This is a genomic window from Micromonospora purpureochromogenes (assembly GCF_900091515.1).
Classification (GTDB): Bacteria; Actinomycetota; Actinomycetes; order Mycobacteriales; family Micromonosporaceae; genus Micromonospora; species Micromonospora purpureochromogenes.
Genome location: NZ_LT607410.1, coordinates 1467101 through 1484323 on the forward strand (window position 1 = coordinate 1467101; position 17223 = coordinate 1484323).

14 protein-coding genes and 2 pseudogenes are annotated in these 17223 nt (G+C 72.4%); 7 read left to right on the top strand and 9 right to left on the bottom strand.

Going from position 1 to position 17223, the window contains the following annotated elements:
- Window positions 1-12: 12 nt before the first annotated feature.
- The 7 genes and pseudogenes from GA0074696_RS06920 to GA0074696_RS06950 form a co-directional block, all read right to left on the bottom strand.
- The gene (locus tag GA0074696_RS06920) at window positions 13-1272 is read right to left on the bottom strand and encodes a sugar ABC transporter permease (protein WP_088960321.1); all 1260 of its coding nucleotides are present in this window, start codon (window positions 1270-1272) and stop codon (window positions 13-15) included.
- Complete coding sequence (locus GA0074696_RS06925; RefSeq protein WP_088960322.1) at window positions 1269-2093, bottom strand: ATP-binding cassette domain-containing protein; 825 nt, start codon at window positions 2091-2093, stop codon at window positions 1269-1271. Before GA0074696_RS06925 ends, GA0074696_RS06920 begins: the two co-directional genes overlap by 4 nt.
- Before the next feature lie 32 nt (window positions 2094-2125).
- Window positions 2126-3055, bottom strand: a pseudogene (locus GA0074696_RS06930) (sugar ABC transporter substrate-binding protein); the annotation flags it as partial.
- A gap of 20 nt (window positions 3056-3075) precedes the next feature.
- Complete coding sequence (locus tag GA0074696_RS06935) at window positions 3076-4188, bottom strand: ISAs1 family transposase (protein ID WP_172894136.1); 1113 nt, start codon at window positions 4186-4188, stop codon at window positions 3076-3078.
- A 203-nt stretch (window positions 4189-4391) separates the two neighbouring features.
- Window positions 4392-4568 (bottom strand): annotated as a pseudogene (locus GA0074696_RS06940) (sugar ABC transporter substrate-binding protein); the annotation flags it as partial.
- A 242-nt stretch (window positions 4569-4810) separates the two neighbouring features.
- Complete coding sequence (ybaK, locus tag GA0074696_RS06945; RefSeq protein ID WP_088964400.1) at window positions 4811-5290, bottom strand: Cys-tRNA(Pro) deacylase; 480 nt, start codon at window positions 5288-5290, stop codon at window positions 4811-4813.
- A 28-nt stretch (window positions 5291-5318) separates the two neighbouring features.
- Window positions 5319-6506: a THUMP-like domain-containing protein gene (locus GA0074696_RS06950; RefSeq protein ID WP_088960324.1), complete on the bottom strand. Its 1188-nt coding sequence runs from the start codon at window positions 6504-6506 to the stop codon at window positions 5319-5321.
- Between the two features lie 287 nt (window positions 6507-6793).
- Between GA0074696_RS06950 and groES the strand changes: the two genes are divergently transcribed.
- The 3 genes from groES (at window position 6794) to GA0074696_RS06965 (ending at window position 10656) form a co-directional block, all read left to right on the top strand.
- Complete coding sequence (gene groES / locus GA0074696_RS06955; protein WP_088960325.1) at window positions 6794-7108, top strand: co-chaperone GroES; 315 nt, start codon at window positions 6794-6796, stop codon at window positions 7106-7108.
- Window positions 7109-7178: 70 nt separating this feature from the next.
- Entirely contained in the window at window positions 7179-8819 is a 1641-nt protein-coding gene (gene groL, locus GA0074696_RS06960) for a chaperonin GroEL (RefSeq protein WP_088960326.1), read from the top strand.
- 127 nt (window positions 8820-8946) lie between these two features.
- On the top strand, window positions 8947-10656 hold the full coding sequence (locus GA0074696_RS06965) for a molybdopterin-dependent oxidoreductase (protein ID WP_088960327.1): 1710 nt from the start codon (window positions 8947-8949) through the stop codon (window positions 10654-10656).
- 268 nt (window positions 10657-10924) lie between these two features.
- Here GA0074696_RS06965 and GA0074696_RS06970 read toward each other — a convergent pair whose 3' ends face one another.
- Window positions 10925-11308: a WhiB family transcriptional regulator gene (locus GA0074696_RS06970; protein WP_088964401.1), complete on the bottom strand. Its 384-nt coding sequence runs from the start codon at window positions 11306-11308 to the stop codon at window positions 10925-10927.
- A gap of 254 nt (window positions 11309-11562) precedes the next feature.
- Between GA0074696_RS06970 and GA0074696_RS06975 the strand changes: the two genes are divergently transcribed.
- The gene (locus GA0074696_RS06975; RefSeq protein ID WP_088960328.1) at window positions 11563-12387 is read left to right on the top strand and encodes a helix-turn-helix transcriptional regulator; all 825 of its coding nucleotides are present in this window, start codon (window positions 11563-11565) and stop codon (window positions 12385-12387) included.
- Between the two features lie 35 nt (window positions 12388-12422).
- Here the strand turns inward: GA0074696_RS06975 and GA0074696_RS06980 are convergent, their stop codons facing one another.
- On the bottom strand, window positions 12423-12833 hold the full coding sequence (locus GA0074696_RS06980; RefSeq protein ID WP_088960329.1) for a DUF5319 domain-containing protein: 411 nt from the start codon (window positions 12831-12833) through the stop codon (window positions 12423-12425).
- Between the two features lie 196 nt (window positions 12834-13029).
- Here GA0074696_RS06980 and guaB point away from each other — a divergent pair, with 196 nt between their 5' ends.
- The 3 genes from guaB to GA0074696_RS06995 are packed head-to-tail and all read left to right on the top strand — an operon-like array spanning window position 13030 to window position 17202.
- The gene (guaB, locus tag GA0074696_RS06985; protein WP_088960330.1) at window positions 13030-14592 is read left to right on the top strand and encodes an IMP dehydrogenase; all 1563 of its coding nucleotides are present in this window, start codon (window positions 13030-13032) and stop codon (window positions 14590-14592) included.
- A gap of 28 nt (window positions 14593-14620) precedes the next feature.
- Window positions 14621-15739 (top strand): GuaB3 family IMP dehydrogenase-related protein, encoded by a 1119-nt coding sequence (locus tag GA0074696_RS06990; RefSeq protein WP_088960331.1) that lies wholly within the window; start codon window positions 14621-14623, stop codon window positions 15737-15739.
- 50 nt (window positions 15740-15789) lie between these two features.
- On the top strand, window positions 15790-17202 hold the full coding sequence (locus GA0074696_RS06995; protein WP_088960332.1) for a M1 family metallopeptidase: 1413 nt from the start codon (window positions 15790-15792) through the stop codon (window positions 17200-17202).
- The last annotated feature ends 21 nt before the right edge of the window (window positions 17203-17223 follow it).

Below are 17223 nucleotides of genomic sequence, written 5' to 3' on the forward strand. Positions count from 1 at the left end.
GGTACTCCGTGGTCAGCGCGTGCCGGTGGCGACGGAACGGCGACGCGACAGCGCGTCGACGCCCGCGGCCAGCAGCAGCACCAGTCCGGTCGAGGTGTACTTGAGGCCGGAGCTGAGGTCCAGCAGGCCCATGCCATTGATGATGACAGCCACCACCGCGCCGCCGAGTACCGCGTGGATCATCCGCCCCTTGCCGCCGAAGAGGCTGGTGCCGCCGATGACCGCTGCGCCGACCGCGTAGAGCAGGACGTTGCTGCCGCCGGTGTTCGGGTCGACCGAGCGGTCCTTGCTGGCGGCGATGATGCCGCCGACGGCCGCCATGCTGGAGCAGATGACGAAGGCGGAGATCTTCAGTCGGTCCACGTTGATCCCGGCCCGTCGGGCGGCCTCCGGGTTGCCGCCCACCGCGTAGAGGTGCCGGCCGTACGCGGTGCGGTTGAGCACGAAGGTCCAGAAGACCAGCAGGGCCCCGATCAGCGGTACGACCACGGGCATCCCCCTGGTGGAGCTGATCGCCGTGTTGATGCTGCGTTCCTGGTTGAGGACGTGGACGGCGCTGCCGAGCAGGAGGGCCAGCCCGGCGACCCGGGCGGCCACCACGGCGACCGGCTCGGTGACCAGGCCCCGGGTGACCCGGTTGCGGTGGCGCAGGAACTGCACCGCGCCGTACCCGGCGACGGCGACGCCGGCCAGCAGCCACCCGATCGCCGGCGGCACGTAGTTGTTCTCGATCGCGATGATCACCTGGTCGTCGATCGAGATGTTGGTGCCCTCCTTCATCAGGAGCAGCACGATGCCCTGGAAGGCGAGGAAGCCGGCCAGGCTGACCAGGAAGGACGGGATGCCGACCTTGGCCACCAGGAAGCCGATGGTCAGGCCGATGAGGACACCGGTGCCGATGGCCGCGACGACCGCGACGTACCAGGGATAGCCGAGCACGCTGAGCACGTTGGCCAGCACGGTGGCGCAGACGCCGCTGGCGAAGCCGGCGGAGAGGTCGATCTCGCCGAGCAGCAGCACGAAGATCAGGCCCATCGCGATCACGGTGACCGCGGCGCCCTGGGTGAACAGGTTGGCGAAGTTGGCCGCCGAGAAGAAGACCGGCCGGACGGTCGCGAAGGCCAGGCAGAGCACGGTGAGGCCGATGACGGCCGGCAGCGAGCCGAGGTCGCCCCCGCGTACCCGGGCGAGGTAGTCGCGGACGTGGTCGCCGACGGTCGGCGCCGGGGTGCCGGCCCCGAGCCCGTCCCGCGGCAGGAGGGTGGTGGTCATCGGACTGCTCCCGGGGTCAGGTGGGCTGGCTCGCTGCCGTCGCGCCTGCCGCCCGCGTCCGGCCCGGTGCCCAGGCCGAGCTGGCGGGAGCGGCCGGTGGTGATCAGCTCGACGACCTGCGAGTGGGTGATGTCGGTGGTCTTCACCTGGGCGACCATCTGGCCGAGGTAGAGCGCGGCGATCCGGTCGGAGATGGCGAAGACGTCGTTCATGTTGTGCGAGATGAGCACCACGGCCAGGCCGTTGTCCGCCAGCCGACGGACTATCTCCAGGACCTGGGCGGTCTGCGCGAGACCGAGCGCGGCGGTCGGCTCGTCGAGGATGACCAGCCGGCTGTTCCAGAGCACGGCCTTGGCGATGGCGACGGTCTGTCGCTGGCCGCCGGAGAGACTGGAGATGTGCTGGCGCAGCGACTTGAGGTTCCGCACGCCCAGCCCGGCCAGCGTCTCGGCGGCCATCTGCTCCATGGTGGGTTCGTCGAGCACGATCCCGCGGCGCTTCTCCCGCCCGAGGAACATGTTCTGCACGATGTCGAGGTTGTCGCAGAGCGCGAGGTCCTGGTAGACGACGTCGATGCCCAGCGCGGCGGCGTCGCGGGGGCTGCTGACGGTGACCGGACGGCCCTCGAAGAGGAACTCCCCGGAGTCCGTCGGGTGGATACCGCTGATGCACTTGACCAGGGTGGACTTTCCGGCGCCGTTGTCGCCGACCAGCGCGGTCACCTCGCCCGGGTGAACGGAGAGAGCGACGTCACGCAGGACCTGCACGGGACCGAAGCTCTTGTCGATCCCGCGCAGTTCCAGCAGGGGGGTCGCGGACACGGGGTTCTCCTTTGCGCGTCGGCAGGGTGCCGTCAGTTGACGCCGGCGGCGGCGCAGAGCTTGGCGTACTCCCCGGAGCAGACCTCGTCCTTGGTGACGAAGCCGTCGGCGATCACATCCTTGACGTCATCGGCGTAGATGGCCTCGGGGGTGAGCAGGATGGCGTCCACGGCGCGGTCGCTCTCCGGATCCCGGACCGTCTGGCCGGTCTCCTTGCGCTCCCCGTTGGCCAGCGCGATGGCCAGGTCGGCGGCGGCCTTCGCCTCGTCCTTGATCGCCTTGTAGACGGTCATGCACTGGTCGCCGGCGAGGATGTTGCGCAGCCCCTGGGCGGTGGCGTCCTGGCCGGTCACCGGGATCCTGCCGTTGAGCTTGTTCTTCTTCAACACCGAGATGGCCGCGTTGCCGAGGCCGTCGTTGGCCGCGAGGACGCCGTCGATCCGGCCCTCGGTCTGGGTGAGCATCTGCTCGAAGATGACCCCGGCCTGGGCGTTGTTCCAGTCGGGTACCCACTGGTCCGGGCCCTTGCGGAACTCCTCGGCGTCGAACTTCGGCTTGAGGATCGAGTCGTAGCCGCTCTTGAACAGGGTGGCGTTGTTGTCCGTCGGTGAACCGTTGAGGAAGGCGACGACCGGCTTCCGGGCGCCCTTCTCGGTCAGGCACTTCGCCAGGCCCTGGCCCTGCAGCTTGCCCACCGCCTCGTTGTCGAAGCTGACGTAGTACTGCGCCGAGCCGCCGAGGGTGAGCCGGTCGTAGTCGATGGTGGCGATGCCCTGCGACCGCGCCTTCTCCAGCACCGCCTTGCCGGTGCCCGAATCAAGATTGACGATCATCAGGACCGTCGCCCCATTGGTGATCATCTGCTCGGCGATGTTGGAGAACTGGCTCTTGTCACCCTGTGCGTTCTGGATGTCGGAGTCGATTCCGGCGGCGTCGAACGCCTCCTCGAGGAACCTGCGGTCCCAGGGCCCCGGCAAAGTCGTCAGGTGATGCCGAGTAGGGCCAGTGGTCGGTTGCTGTCGCGGGCGTGGTGGCGGTTGCCGGCGGCGATGTTGGTGACGCCGGCCTGGCGTAGGGCGCCGATGGCGGCGTTGCGTAGGGCTGCCATGACCTGGGGTCCGGTGCCGGTACGGATCTGGGATCGGTCTTCGTCGTAGGTCACGTCGCGGACCCAGTGGACTCTGTTCTCGATCGACCAGTGACCGCGGATCCACGAGGCGAGCTGCGCCGGCCTGGCCTGGTGAACGAGCAGGTCGGTGATCGCGTAGACGGTCTCGGTGGTGAAGCGTTTCGGCTGGTCGAGCCGGCGTCGACGCCGTCGGATCTGCAACGCCTGGGCGGCGTGGGGAAAATCGATCCCGGTGGAGACGGACAGGATCTTCAGGGTGCGGATCTCCCGGCGGCCATGGCCGCGGCAGGTGTCACGGTCGGCGTCAGGCACGGCCCGCCAGGGCAGAGCGGCCAACTGGTGGTGCAGGCTGGGCTGGTTGCCCTTCACCGTGAGGATCCAGTGGGCGCCGCGCTCGGCGAGGTAGGCGACGTGCTCACGTTGGCAATGCAACGCGTCGGCGGTCACGACCACGCCGTGCAGGTCTGGGATCTGGTCGAGCAGGGGTGCGAAGCGGGTGATTTCGTTGGTCTTACCGTTGACGTCGGTGCTGGCCAGCACGACACCACTGGCCTGGTCGGCGGCGGCGAGGACGTGCCGGGCGGTCGTGTCGCCGGTGCGGGAACCGCGGATCGTCTTGCCATCCACGGCGATCGCCCTGCTCGACCCTGCCGGCGCTGCGGGAGTGCATCCGGCCAGCCAGGTCCCGATCACGACGGCGAGCACCTCGGGGTCCAGGGCCTGCAGCAGTCGGCGGATCATGGCCTCGGACGGCCGGCGGCTTGCGTCGATCCCGAGCAGGACGGCGGTATCGGCGGGCAGGTCAGCGACCCACTCCCCGATCGCCGTGTAGGAGCGGTAACCGGCCACGACCGCGCAGACCGCCGCGGCGACCACGGTCACCAGACGGTGCCGTACTCCACGGCGGGCGCGAGGATCGGGCAGATCCGCCAACGCCGTGAGCAGCCCACCCGCACCATCCTCCACAGAGGTCCCGGCCGGTGCGGTTGACAACGATGAGATCAGCGATGATGGCAACGCGGGCATGACTCACTTCAGATAGATCAACAGGCCTCGAGAACCTCGATGATCTTCCGGAGCGGTCATGCCCGCCTTGCTACCCACACCCAGGGCGCGTCTGCACCAACCACCTCAAGCCGGACACCCCTCACGACTTTGCCGGAGCCCTGCCTGCGGTCCGCGCCCTCCCACCGGGCGGAGGACTTGCTGTCGGGCAGGATCACGCCGATCTTCGGTTTCCTGGCGCCATCGGCCGCGCTGCCGCTGGTGAGCTGGTCGCCGCAACCGGCCACGCCGTTGCCGGCCAGCAGGCCGACGACGGTGAGTGCGAGGAGGCCCTTGCGCATCTGCACGGGTCCTTTCGGGGTGGGTGGTGGCAGGCTGTTTTGTTGTGAGCGGCAACGTATTGCCACCCGTGTCGGCGGCGCAAGACTGCCAGCTCACGAGTTTGGCGGACCCCCGTAACGATCCCGTAACGCGGGAAAAGGCGCGATCTCCGCAGCTCCGATCCGCTCTGCCGCTCGACGAGTTTCGGCGTGCAGAATCGTTTCCACACCGGCGCCGTTTCCTTTCCGGCGGCCGGAACTGATCAGTGGGCGGCGAGGGCGGCGGTGGTGGCGTCGGTCAGCGCGACCAGATCGTCCGGGGCCAGTTGGAGCTGGAGGCCGCGACGGCCGGCCGAGACGTAGATGGTGTCGTACGCCAGCGCCGAGGAGTCCAGCACCGTGGGCAGCCGCCTGCGCTGGCCGAGCGGGCTGATCCCGCCCCGGACGTAACCGGTGGCCCGCTCGGCGGCCGCCCGGTCGGCCATCGTCGCCCGCTTGCCGCCGACGGCCGCGGCCAGCGCCTTGAGGTCCAGTTCGCCGGTGACCGGGACGACGGCCACCGTCAGCGCCCCGTCCACCTCGGTGACCAGTGACTTGAACACCCGCTCCGGCGGCACCCCGAGCGCCTCGGCGACCAGCGCCCCGTAGTTCGGCGCGTCAGGGGAGACGTCGTACGGGTGGGTGCTGTGCCGGATCTTCCGCTTCGCCAGCAGCGCCGTCGCCGGAGTGCCCTGTCCCGCCATGCCGGTCACGCTAACCGGACGCCGGACGTCAGCTCGCGACGGGCCGGCAGATCAGCACGGTCGGCGCCCCCGCGACCCGGGTGAGCACCAGGCTCGCCGCCGCGTCGCCGGCCAGCCTCAGGTCGCGGCGCAGCTTCTCCGGCTCCAGCGCCGAGCCGCGCTTGAGGATCTCCACCCGGCCCACCCGGCGCTCCCGCAGCAGCGCGCGCAGCCGCTTGAGCGAGAACGGCAGCACGTCGGTGACCTCCAGGCAGCGGGCGAACGGGGTCACGGTCGGGGTGTCCGCGTACAGGTAGGCGATGCTCGGGTCGGCGATCGTCGCGCCGAGGGTGTCGGCCAGCTCGGCGACCAGGTGCGCGCGGACCACGGCCGGGTCCGGGTCGTACAGGAAGCGGCGGGTCGGACCGACGGACGCCTCCGTCGCACCCGAGCCGGTGAGCCGGTGCGCGACGTCGCCGCGCAGCACGGTGGCCCGCCGGGGCACCTCGGCCAGCCGGCCGCACCAGAGCGCCGCCTCGACCAGGTCGCCGTCCGCGCTCACCCACTCCGCCTCGGCGCCCGCCGGGATCAGTGCGTGGTCGATGCCGGGGGCCACCTTCACCACCGTGTACGGCACCCGCTCGGCCAGCCGGATGACGAAGTCCCACGGTGGGGAGTAGGCGTTCGGGTCGAAGATCCGCCGGCCGGTGCCCGCCCGGCGTCGTGCCGGGTCGCAGAACACTCCGTCCACCCGTGTCACGTCGAACGCGGTGGCGTCGCCGCACTCCACGGTGAACTCCTCGGCCAGCCCGGCCGCCTCGGCGTTCGCGGCGGCCATCGCGGCGGTCACCGGGTCGGCCTCCACCCCGTACACCCGGATGCCGGCGCGGGCGGCGGCGAGCGCGTCGGCGCCGAGGCCGCACCCGAGGTCGGCGAGGGTGCGCACGCCGGCGGCGCGCAGCCGCGCGGCGCGCCGGTCCGCGACCGGCCGGCGGGTGGCCTGCTCCAGCCCGGCCCGGGTGAAGAACATTCCGCCGGCCGCCGGCCCGAACTTGCCCACCGCCCGGCGGCGCAGCTCGGCCTGGGTCAGCGCGGACGCGGCCAGCCCGGCCGGCACCCCGGCGGCGCGCAGCGCGGCGGCCGAGGCCAGCGGGTCGCCGCCGGCCAGCTCGGCCGCCGCGGCGAGCGCGGCCGACCCCTCGGGGGTACGCAGCGCGGCGAGCTGGTCGATGTCCACGCGCCCATTCTCCCGACCCGCCCCGGGCCGTCCGACCGGCCCCTGCTCCGTCGATCGTGGCCGTTCGGGCGCGACGCGCTGGCACTCTCCTTGACGGAGTGCTAGCCGAGGAATAACCTGCGATTAGCACTCTCACCCCGAGGGTGCCAGCTCCCGGGCCATCCGGCGCGGGCGCTGAACGCCAGGCGGACCGGCACCCGCGACGACGGCCCCGCCCGGTGGCATGTGGCAGATTGACGCTGGTCGGCCCCGGTCGACCGGCAACGAAACCAGTACCCCAGGAGGGTATGCCCGTGACTACCGCGACCAAGGTTGCGATCAAGCCGCTCGAGGACCGGATCCTGGTCCAGGCGAACGAGGCTGAGACCACCACGGCGTCGGGCATCGTGATCCCCGACACCGCCAAGGAGAAGCCGCAGGAGGGCACCGTCCTCGCTGTCGGCCCGGGCCGCATCGACGACAAGGGCAACCGGATCCCGGTTGACGTGAACGTCGGCGACACCGTCATCTACTCGAAGTACGGCGGCACCGAGGTCAAGTACGCCGGCGAGGAGTACCTGGTGCTCTCCGCCCGCGACGTCCTCGCGGTCATCGAGAAGTAAGCAACCGATCAGTGTCGTTGCCCCGGTCCGGCTCGCCGGGCCGGGGCAACGGCGCTTCGAAGGGACATTCATGGCGAAGATCCTGAGCTTCTCGGACGACGCCCGGCACCTGCTCGAGCACGGTGTCAACGCCCTCGCGGACACGGTCAAGGTCACCCTCGGCCCGCGCGGGCGCAACGTCGTCCTGGACAAGAAATTCGGTGCGCCCACGATCACCAACGATGGCGTGACCATCGCCAAGGAGATCGAGCTCACCAACCCCTACGAGAACCTCGGTGCGCAGCTGGTCAAGGAGGTGGCGACCAAGACCAACGACGTCGCCGGCGACGGGACCACCACCGCGACCGTGCTGGCCCAGGCCATGGTCCGCGAGGGCCTGCGCAACGTGACCGCCGGGGCCAACCCGTCCGGTCTCAAGCGGGGCATCGACGCGGCGGCGGCCAAGGTCTCCGAGGCGCTGCTCGAGCGGGCCGTCGAGGTCTCCAGCAAGGAGGCGGTCGCGAACGTCGCCACCATCTCCGCGCAGGACGCCACCATCGGCGAGCTGATCGCCGAGGCGATGGAGAAGGTCGGCCGCGACGGTGTCATCACCGTCGAGGAGGGCTCCGCTCTCACCACCGAGCTGGAGGTGACCGAGGGTCTGCAGTTCGACAAGGGCTTCATCTCGCCGAACTTCGTCACCGACGTGGAGTCGCAGGAGTCGGTCCTGGAGGACCCGTACATCCTCATCACCACGCAGAAGATTTCGGCGATCGAGGAGCTGCTGCCGCTGCTGGAGAAGGTCCTCCAGAACAGCAAGCCGCTGCTGATCGTCGCCGAGGACGTCGAGGGCCAGGCGCTGTCGACCCTGGTGGTCAACTCGATCCGCAAGACCCTCAAGGTCTGCGCGGTGAAGGCCCCCGGCTTCGGCGACCGCCGCAAGGCGATGCTCCAGGACATGGCGATCCTGACCGGCGCCGAGCTGGTCGCCCCGGAGCTGGGCTACAAGCTCGACCAGGTCGGCCTGGAGGTGCTGGGCAGCGCCCGGCGCGTCGTGGTCGACAAGGAGAACACCACCGTCGTCGACGGTGGCGGCCAGTCCTCCGAGGTCGCCGACCGGGTCGCGCAGATCCGCAAGGAGATCGAGGCCTCGGACTCCGAGTGGGACCGGGAGAAGCTGGCCGAGCGGCTGGCGAAGCTCTCCGGTGGCATCGCGGTCATCAAGGTGGGCGCGGCGACCGAGGTCGAGATGAAGGAGCGCAAGCACCGCATCGAGGACGCCATCGCCGCGACCAAGGCCGCCGTCGAGGAGGGCACGGTGCCCGGTGGTGGTGCCGCCCTGGCGCAGATCCTGCCGGTGCTCGCCGACGACCTGGGCCTGACCGGTGACGAGAAGACCGGCGTCTCGATCGTCCGCAAGGCGCTGGTCGAGCCGTTGCGCTGGATCGCCCAGAACGCCGGCCACGACGGCTACGTGGTGGTGCAGAAGGTCGCCGGCAAGGAGTGGGGCAACGGCCTCGACGCCGCCACCGGCCAGTACGTCGACCTGGTGAAGTCCGGCATCATCGACCCGGTGAAGGTGACCCGCAACGCGGTCACCAACGCCGCCTCGATCGCCGGCCTGCTGCTCACCACCGAGAGCCTTGTGGTGGAGAAGCCGGAGAAGGCCGAGCCGGCCGCCGCCGGTGGGCACGGCCACGGTCACGGCCACCAGCACGGCCCGGGTTTCTGACCCAGGGCGTACGCCGACTCAGGGCGCACCGTCTCGCCAGACGGTGCGCCCTGACGCGTCCGCGGCGGGCATTACGGAACGCTGACGTGGTTGGCGGTCGGTCCGGTTGATCGACAACACTGGTCCGATGAGCACCACGCCCCGCGGCCTCGCCGCGCTCGCCGGGATCACGGCCGCCGCCGTGGCCATCGGTGTCGCCGAGCCGGTCGCGGTCCTGACCGGCCCCCGGTCCGCCCCGCTGATCGCGGTCGGCGGGCTGGTCGTGGACGTCGTACCCGAGCCGTTGAAGCAGTTCGCCATCACCCTGTTCGGCACGTACGACAAGATCGCCCTGCTGGTCGGGACGGCGCTGCTGCTCGCCGCGTTCGCCGCGCTGCTCGGGCTGCTGGCGGTCCGCCGGCTGTGGATCGGCCTGACCGGCATCGCGGGCTTCGCCGCCCTCGGCGTGGCCGCCGCCCTCACCCGGGCCGGCGCGGACGCCGCCGACGCGCTGCCCTCGCTGGTCGGGGCGGGGCTGGGCGGGTTGGTGCTCTGGGCCTTCCTCGCCGGCCCGCTGGAGGTCGACCCGTGGCCCTGGACCCCGCCGACCCCCCTGCCCGGCCCGTCCACGCCGGCCGCGCCCGACCCGGCCGCCGGTGCGCCGGCCGCGCCCGACCCGGCCGCCGGTGCGCCGGCCGCGCCCGACCCGGCCGCCGGTGCGGAGGCGGTACCCGGCCCGGATCCGGTGAGCCGCCCACCGGCCGGGTGGGAGCCGTTGGAGACCACCGACCCGGAGTCGCGGCGCCGGTTCCTGCGCGGGGTCGGCGTGCTGGCCGGCGGGGCCGCCGTGGCCGGGCTGGGCGGGCACTGGCTCGCCGGTCGCCGGGGCGTGTCGGCGGCCCGCCGGGCGGTCGCGCTGCCCACCCCGTCGGCGGCGGCCCCGGTCGTCCCGGCCGGCGCCGACCTGTCGCTGGCACAGCTCGCCCCGTACGTCACCTCGAACACCGGGTTCTACCGGATCGACACCGCCCTGGTGGTGCCGCAGGTCGACCCGGAGACCTGGCGGCTGCGGATCCACGGACGGGTGCGCAACCCGATCGAGCTGAGCTTCGCCGACCTGCTCGCCCGGCCGATGGTGGAGCGGTACGTGACCCTGGCCTGCGTCTCCAACGAGGTGGGCGGGGACCTGATCGGCAACGCGCGGTGGTTGGGCGTACCGCTCAAGGAGCTGCTGGACGAGGCGGACCCGGAGGAGGGCGCGGACCAGGTGGTGGGGCGCTCGGTCGACGGCTGGACCTGTGGCACCCCGACGGCGGTGCTGCGGGACGGGCGGGACGCCCTGCTGGCGGTCGGGATGAACGGCGAGCCGTTGCCGGTCGAGCACGGCTTCCCGGTCCGCATGGTGGTGCCCGGCCTGTACGGCTACGTCTCGGCGTGCAAGTGGGTGACCGAGCTGGAGCTGACCAGCTTCGCCGACTTCGACGCGTACTGGGTGCCGCGCGGCTGGTCGGCGCAGGGACCGGTCAAGACGCAGTCCAGGATCGACACGCCCCGCCCGCGCAACCGGCTCACCACCGGCCCGGTGATGGTGGCCGGGGTGGCCTGGGCCCAGCACCGGGGGATCAGCCGGGTGGAGGTACGCGTCAACGGCGGCCCGTGGCGGGCGGCGACGCTCGCCCCGACGGTGTCGGTGGACACCTGGGTGCAGTGGTCCTGGCGCTGGGACGCCACCCCGGGCGAGCACACCCTCCAGGTCCGGGCGACCGATGCCACCGGCGAGACGCAGACCGGCCGGGAACAGCCGGTCGAGCCGGACGGCGCCACCGGCTGGCACACGGTCAAGGTCACCGTCCGCTGACCCGGCCGCGTTCGCCGCGTCCCCGGCGTGCCGCACCGGGGACGCGGCGGTCTGGAGCACTGTCGAGCTGATGTCGTCAACGATTCACGGTAGGGAGGGCGGCCGCTGAGTCGTTGACGACATCAGCTCGACAGCGTTCGCCGACCCCGTCCGGCCGCCGCAGGTCGGCACCGATCCGGGGACTTCGCCCGGCCGTCGCGTCCGCCCCGACACGACGACGCCGCGCCCCGGTGCGGGGTGCGGCGTCGACGAGGTCTGTGCGGCCGGGTCAGGCGACCTTGCGCTGGTCCGGCACGGCGGACTTGTGGGGGCGGCCCAGGCGGGCCTCCAGCCGGGCGACGTCGACCCGGGTCTGCCGGCGGTCGGCCAGGTCCTCCCAGCCCAGCGCGAGCAGCCGCAGCCGCTCGGACTCGCTGAAGCCGCCCCAGACGCCGTACGGCTCGCGCACGGACAGCGCGTGGGCGGCGCACTCGGCCCGGACCGGGCAGGCCCGGCAGACGGCCTTGGCGCCGGACTCGCGGCGCAGCCGTGAGGAGCCACGCTCGCCGTCGGGGTGGAAGAACTGCGCGCTGTCGCGGCCCCGGCAGGCACCGAGCCGCTGCCAGTCCCACAGGTCGACGATGGGTCCGGGCAGTCTACGTACGTTCGACATCAGCACCCCTCCTCCCGCGCGGCACCGCGGAGGTCTCGTTCGCATCCGGTGTCCGGGCGGCGGTCCGCGCAGGCGCACCGTTTCCGGCCTGGCGTCTCGGTACCCGACCTTTCCCCGACTCACACTTCTGTGATCGAAAACCTCGGACAACTCGCGGCATATGCCCTGGATGTCGGAAAAGTTCGGAGGATTGCCGGGAACCTCCACCCCGGCCCAGCCGGTCATGGTCTGCTCTCTGCGGAGAGGAGACCACCGTGCGTACCGTTCTCGTCTGCGTCCGGACACCGCTCGCCGCGCAGCAGTTGACCTCGGCCGCCGCCCGGCTCGGCCTGGCCGCGGTCGTGCGGACCGCCGTCTCCGACCCCGAGGTGATGCTGCGGCTGGCCGAGCGCCCCGTCGACGTCGTGCTCGCCGACACCGCCCTCACCCGACCCGACAGTGCCGGCTTCGTCCGCCGGGTGCTCGCCCGCGCGCCGCAGGCCGCCGTGCTGCTGCTCGGCGCCGAGGAGTCCGAGGCCGCCGCGGCGACGATCAACGCCGGGGCCCGGGGCCTGATCCAGGGCACCGACCACGACCTGACCAGCGCGGTGGCCAAGGCGCTGCTGCTGCTCTCCGCCCCCGGCCGGACGGCCCGGAACCGGGTCACCGACCCGGCCCGGGACACCGCGGCGGTGGGCGCGCCGCCCCGGCCCTCGGCCGGGCGTACCCCGGGCAAGCCGGGCCCGGGCTGGTCCGCCGGACCGGCTGAGGGGCCCGGGGGGCCGTCGGTGGTGCCGGTGCAGCGCGGCGACGACGAGGCCGAGCCGGAGGCCGGCGCCGAGCCGGAGGTGCCCGCGCCCACCGGCCGGCGGGGCGCGCCCGGCGCGCGCAGCGGCCGCGGCGCCGTCGGCCTGACCGAGCGGGAACTGCAGGTGCTGCTCGGGATGGCCGAGGGGAAGAGCAACGCCGAGATCGGGCGGGAGCTGTTCGTCTCCGAGGACACCGTCAAGACGCATGCCCGACGGCTGTTCCGCAAGCTAGGCGCCCGGGACCGCGCGCACGCGGTGGCCGCCGGTTTCCGCGCCGGCCTGGTCGCCTGAGCCGGCCCTCCGCGGTCGGGCACAGTCGTCCGGGCTCAGTCGTCGGAGGGGGACTCCTCCTCCGCCGCCTCGGTCAGCGTGTCGTGCACCCCGTCGGCGTAGCCGCGGGCGTAGTCCCAGGTGACGTAGTGGTCGGGGTCGGGGTCGTAGGCCGGCTCGTGCACCCGCGGCCGGCCGGAGCTGAGCAGATGGCGCAGGTTGCCCCGGAGCAGGTCCCAGTCGAAGTAGTGCGGCTCGCGGCAGTCCTCGCACTCGATCACCAGCCCGCGCACCCCGATCGGCGCCAGCAGGGCCTGGTAGATCTCCAGGTCGGCCAGGTCCTCCAGGACGTCCTGGCGCTCGACCTCCGTCAGCGGGTCGAGCGCGTCGTCCTCACGGGGATCGTGCAGGCCAGCAGCCGGATCGGCCGGGTCGCCGTTGAACGGGTCGATGGGCTCGTCGTGCACCCCCTCACCGTAGTCCCAACGCTCGCCGGACGCGTCCCCCCGGCCACCCCGGTGGCCTCGCCGACCCGCGCCGGCACCGCCGGGGCCGGCCCAGCTCAATGGGTACGATGAAACGACGCGCCGTCACCTCGGCGTGCGCCGGTGCCCGCGCGCGCCACCTCGCTGAAGCCCGTCCGAGCAGCTCAGGAGAGCAATCGTGGAGAATTCGCCCAGCACTGATCTTCCCGGCGGCGTCGGCAACGGCGAGCCGGGTGGTCACCTGCCGGAGCTGCCGGCCGGCTCGGCGCGGGTGGTGCCGCTCGGTCTGACCTTCGACGACGTGCTGCTCCAGCCGGGCGAGTCGGACGTGGTGCCCAGCCGGGTCAACACCCGCACCCGGCTCACCCGCAACATCGAGCTGACCGTGCCGCTGCTGTCCAGCGCCATGGACACGGTCACCGAGGCGCGGATGGCGATCGCGATGGCCCGCCAGGGCGGCATCGGGGTGCTGCACCGCAACCTCTCGCTGGAGGATCAGGCGCTCCAGGTCGACCTGGTCAAGCGTTCCGAGTCCGGCATGATCACCAACCCGGTGACCGCCAGCCCGGACGACACCCTCCGCGAGGTCGACGAGCTCTGCGGCCGCTACCGCATCTCCGGGGTGCCGGTGGTCGACGGCGACGGGCAGCTGGTCGGCATCGTCACCAACCGGGACATGCGGTTCGTCTCCGCGCCGGAGACCCCGGTCCACGAGATCATGACCCGCCCCCCGCTGATCACCGCTCCGGTCGGGGTGAGCAAGGACGAGGCCCTCGACCTGCTCCGCCGGCACAAGGTGGAGAAGCTGCCGATCGTGGACGGCTCGGGTCGGCTGCGCGGGCTGATCACCGTCAAGGACTTCACCAAGAGCGAGCAGTACCCGAACGCCACCAAGGACGAGGCGGGCCGGCTCCGGGTCGCCGCGGCGGTCGGCGTCGGCGACGACGCGTACAAGCGGGCCCGGACGCTGGTGGACGCCGGCGTCGACGTGATCATCGTGGACACCGCGCACGGTCACCAGCGCGCGGTGCTGGACATGGTCCGCCAGCTCAAGAAGGACGCCGGCATCGACATCGTCGGCGGCAACATCGCCACGTACGCCGGGGCGAAGGCGCTGGTCGACGCGGGCGCCGACGGCGTCAAGGTCGGGGTCGGCCCGGGCGCGATCTGCACCACCCGGATCGTCGCCGGGGTGGGCGTACCGCAGATCACCGCGATCATGGAGGCCGCGCGGGCCGCCCGCCCGGCCGGTGTGCCGGTGATCGGCGACGGTGGCATCCAGTACTCCGGGGACATCGCCAAGGCGCTGGTCGCCGGCGCCGACACGGTGATGCTCGGCAGCCTGCTGGCCGGCTGCGAGGAGAGCCCCGGCGAGCTGATCTTCATCAACGGCAAGCAGTACAAGGCGTACCGGGGGATGGGCTCGCTCGGCGCGATGCAGTCCCGCGGCCAGGGCAAGTCCTACTCCAAGGACCGCTACTTCCAGCAGGACGTGCTCGCCGAGGACAAGCTGGTCCCCGAGGGCGTCGAGGGCCAGGTGCCCTACCGGGGGCCGCTCTCCGCGGTCGCCCACCAGCTCATCGGTGGGCTGCGCGCCGCGATGGGGTACGTCGGCGCGGAGAGCATCCCCGAGCTGCATCGCCGCGGCCAGCTCATCCGGATCACGGCGGCCGGGCTCAAGGAGAGCCACCCGCACGACATCCAGATGACCGTCGAGGCGCCCAACTACCACTCCCGCTGACCATCACCCCCAACCACCTGGAGTCCCCATGCGTGACGTGGTCGAGATCGGGCTGGGCAAGACCGCGCAGCGCGGCTACCACCTGGACGACATCGCCATCGTGCCGAGCCGCCGGACCCGGGACGTCGACGACGTCTCCACCAGCTGGCAGCTCGACGCGTACCAGTTCGGCATTCCCTGCGTCGGGCACCCGTCGGACGCCACGATGAGCCCGGCCACCGCCGTCCGGCTCGGCCAGCTCGGCGGGCTCGGCGTGCTCAACGTCGAGGGCCTGTGGACCCGGTACGAGAACCCGACCAAGGTCCTGGAGGAGTTGGCCGGCCTCGGCGAGGACGCCCGGGCGACCAAGCGGCTCCAGGAGGTCTACTCCGAGCCGATCCGCCCCGACCTGATCGCCGAGCGGGTGCGCGAGCTGCGCGCCGGCGGCGGCACGGTGGCCGTCCGGGTCTCCCCGCAGCACACCCTGGCGCTGGCCCCGGTGATCCTCGACGCCGGCGTCGACATCCTGGTCATCCAGGGCACCATCGTCTCGGCCGAGCACGTCTCGACGACCGACGAGCCGCTGAACCTCAAGGAGTTCATCGCCGACCTCGACCTGCCGGTCGTGGTGGGCGGCTGCACCGACTACAAGACGGCGCTGCACCTGATGCGGACGGGCGCGGCCGGCGTGATCGTCGGTATCGGCGGCGACGACTGGTCCACCACCGAGTCGGTGCTGGGCATCCGGGTGCCGATGGCGACCGCGATCGCCGACGCCGCCGCGGCCCGCCGCGACTACCTGGACGAGACCGGCGGCCGGTACGTGCACCTGATTGCCGACGGCGACATCCAGACCTCCGGCGACATCGCCAAGGCGCTGGGCTGCGGCGCGGACGCGGTGATGCTCGGCGAGGCGCTGTCGCTCTGCGCGGAGGCGCCGGCCGGTGGCGCCTGGTGGCACTCGGCCGCCAGCCACCCGTCGCTGCCGCGCGGTGCGTTCGAGATCGCCGGCGAGCCGCTGGGCTCGATGGAACAGCTGCTCTTCGGCCCGGCCGACGAGCCGGACGGCCAGCTCAACCTCTTCGGTGGGCTGCGCCGCGCGATGGCCAAGTGCGGCTACCGCGACCTCAAGGAGTTCCAGAAGGTCGGCCTGGTCCTGGACCGCTGACCCGGACAAAACCGCCCCTACGCACCGGTCGCGCCGATTAGGCTCGGCCGGTGCGTCGTATCCGGTCCAGCGTCCTGCACGTCGCCGCCGTCGTGGCGGCGACGACCCTGGCGACCGCCGGCTGCACGTCCGACCGCGACGACCGCAGCGAGTTCCGGCCCGGCGCCGCCGACGCCGGTGACCCGTACGTCCCGGGTCGTGGCAACGGCGGCTACGACGTCTCCGGCTACCGGCTGCGCGTGCGGTACGACCCGGCGACCGACCGGTTGACCGGCCGGGCCACCGTCACCGCGACCGCCACCGGCAACCTCTCCCGGTTCAATCTGGACCTGATCGGGATGGACGTCTCGGGGGTGACCGTCTCCGGGGCGGCGGCCCGGCACCGCCGCGACGGCAGCGAGCTGGTGATCACGCCGCCGCGGGGGCTGCCCCGCGGCACCGGGTTCACCGTCGAGGTCGACTACGCCGGGGTGCCGACCGCCGTCCCCGACGGCGAGCTGGGCAGCGGCGGGTTCCTGCATACCGCCGACGGGGCGATCGCCCTCGGCCAGCCCGAGTCGGCGGCCACCTGGTTCCCGGTCAACGACCACCCGTCCGACAAGGCCACCTACGACATCGAGGTGACGGTCCCCGACGGGCTGGCCGCGCTGAGCAACGGGGTGCCGGGGGAGCGGAGCAGCACCGGCGGCTGGACCACCTGGCGGTGGGCCGAGCGCGCGCCGATGGCCAGCTACCTGACCACCCTGGTGATCGGCGACTACCGGGTGGAGACCGGCACGCACGGCGGCCGACCGATGGTCACGGCGGTACCGGCCAACCTGCCGGCGACCGGCCCCGAGGCGGCCTCGCTGGCCCGTACCGGCGAGATAGCGGACTTTCTCGCCAGCCGGTTCGGGCCGTACCCGTTCGACTCCTACGGCGGCATCGTGGTGACCGACAGCCGGATCGGGTACGCGTTGGAGACCCAGTCCCGCCCGGTCTACGGGCCGGGCTTCTTCTCCGGCGGCCGGCCGAACCCGTCGGTGGTGGTGCACGAGCTGGCCCACCAGTGGTTCGGCGACAGCGTCTCGCTGGCGAGCTGGCAGGACATCTGGCTCAACGAGGGCTTCGCCACGTACGCGGAATGGCTCTGGACGGAGCACGACGGCGGCCGGACCGCGCAGCGTGCCTTCGAGCTGCGGCACGCCGTCACCGACTGGTCCCAGCCGGCGGTCGATCCCGGCCGGGCGGCGATGTTCGGCGACGGGGTCTACCAGCGGGGTGCCCTCGCGGTGCACGCGCTGCGCCGGACGGTCGGCGACGAGACGTTCTTCCGCCTGCTGAGCGGCTGGACCGAGGAGCGGCGCGGCGGCGTCGCCAGCACCGCCGACTTCGCCGGGTACGCCGAGCGGGTCGCCGGCCGCCCGTTGCGCCCCCTGCTGGACGCCTGGCTGGCCGGCGGCGTCGCGCCCGCCCTGCCGTGATCCGCGGGTGATCGCCGGTCG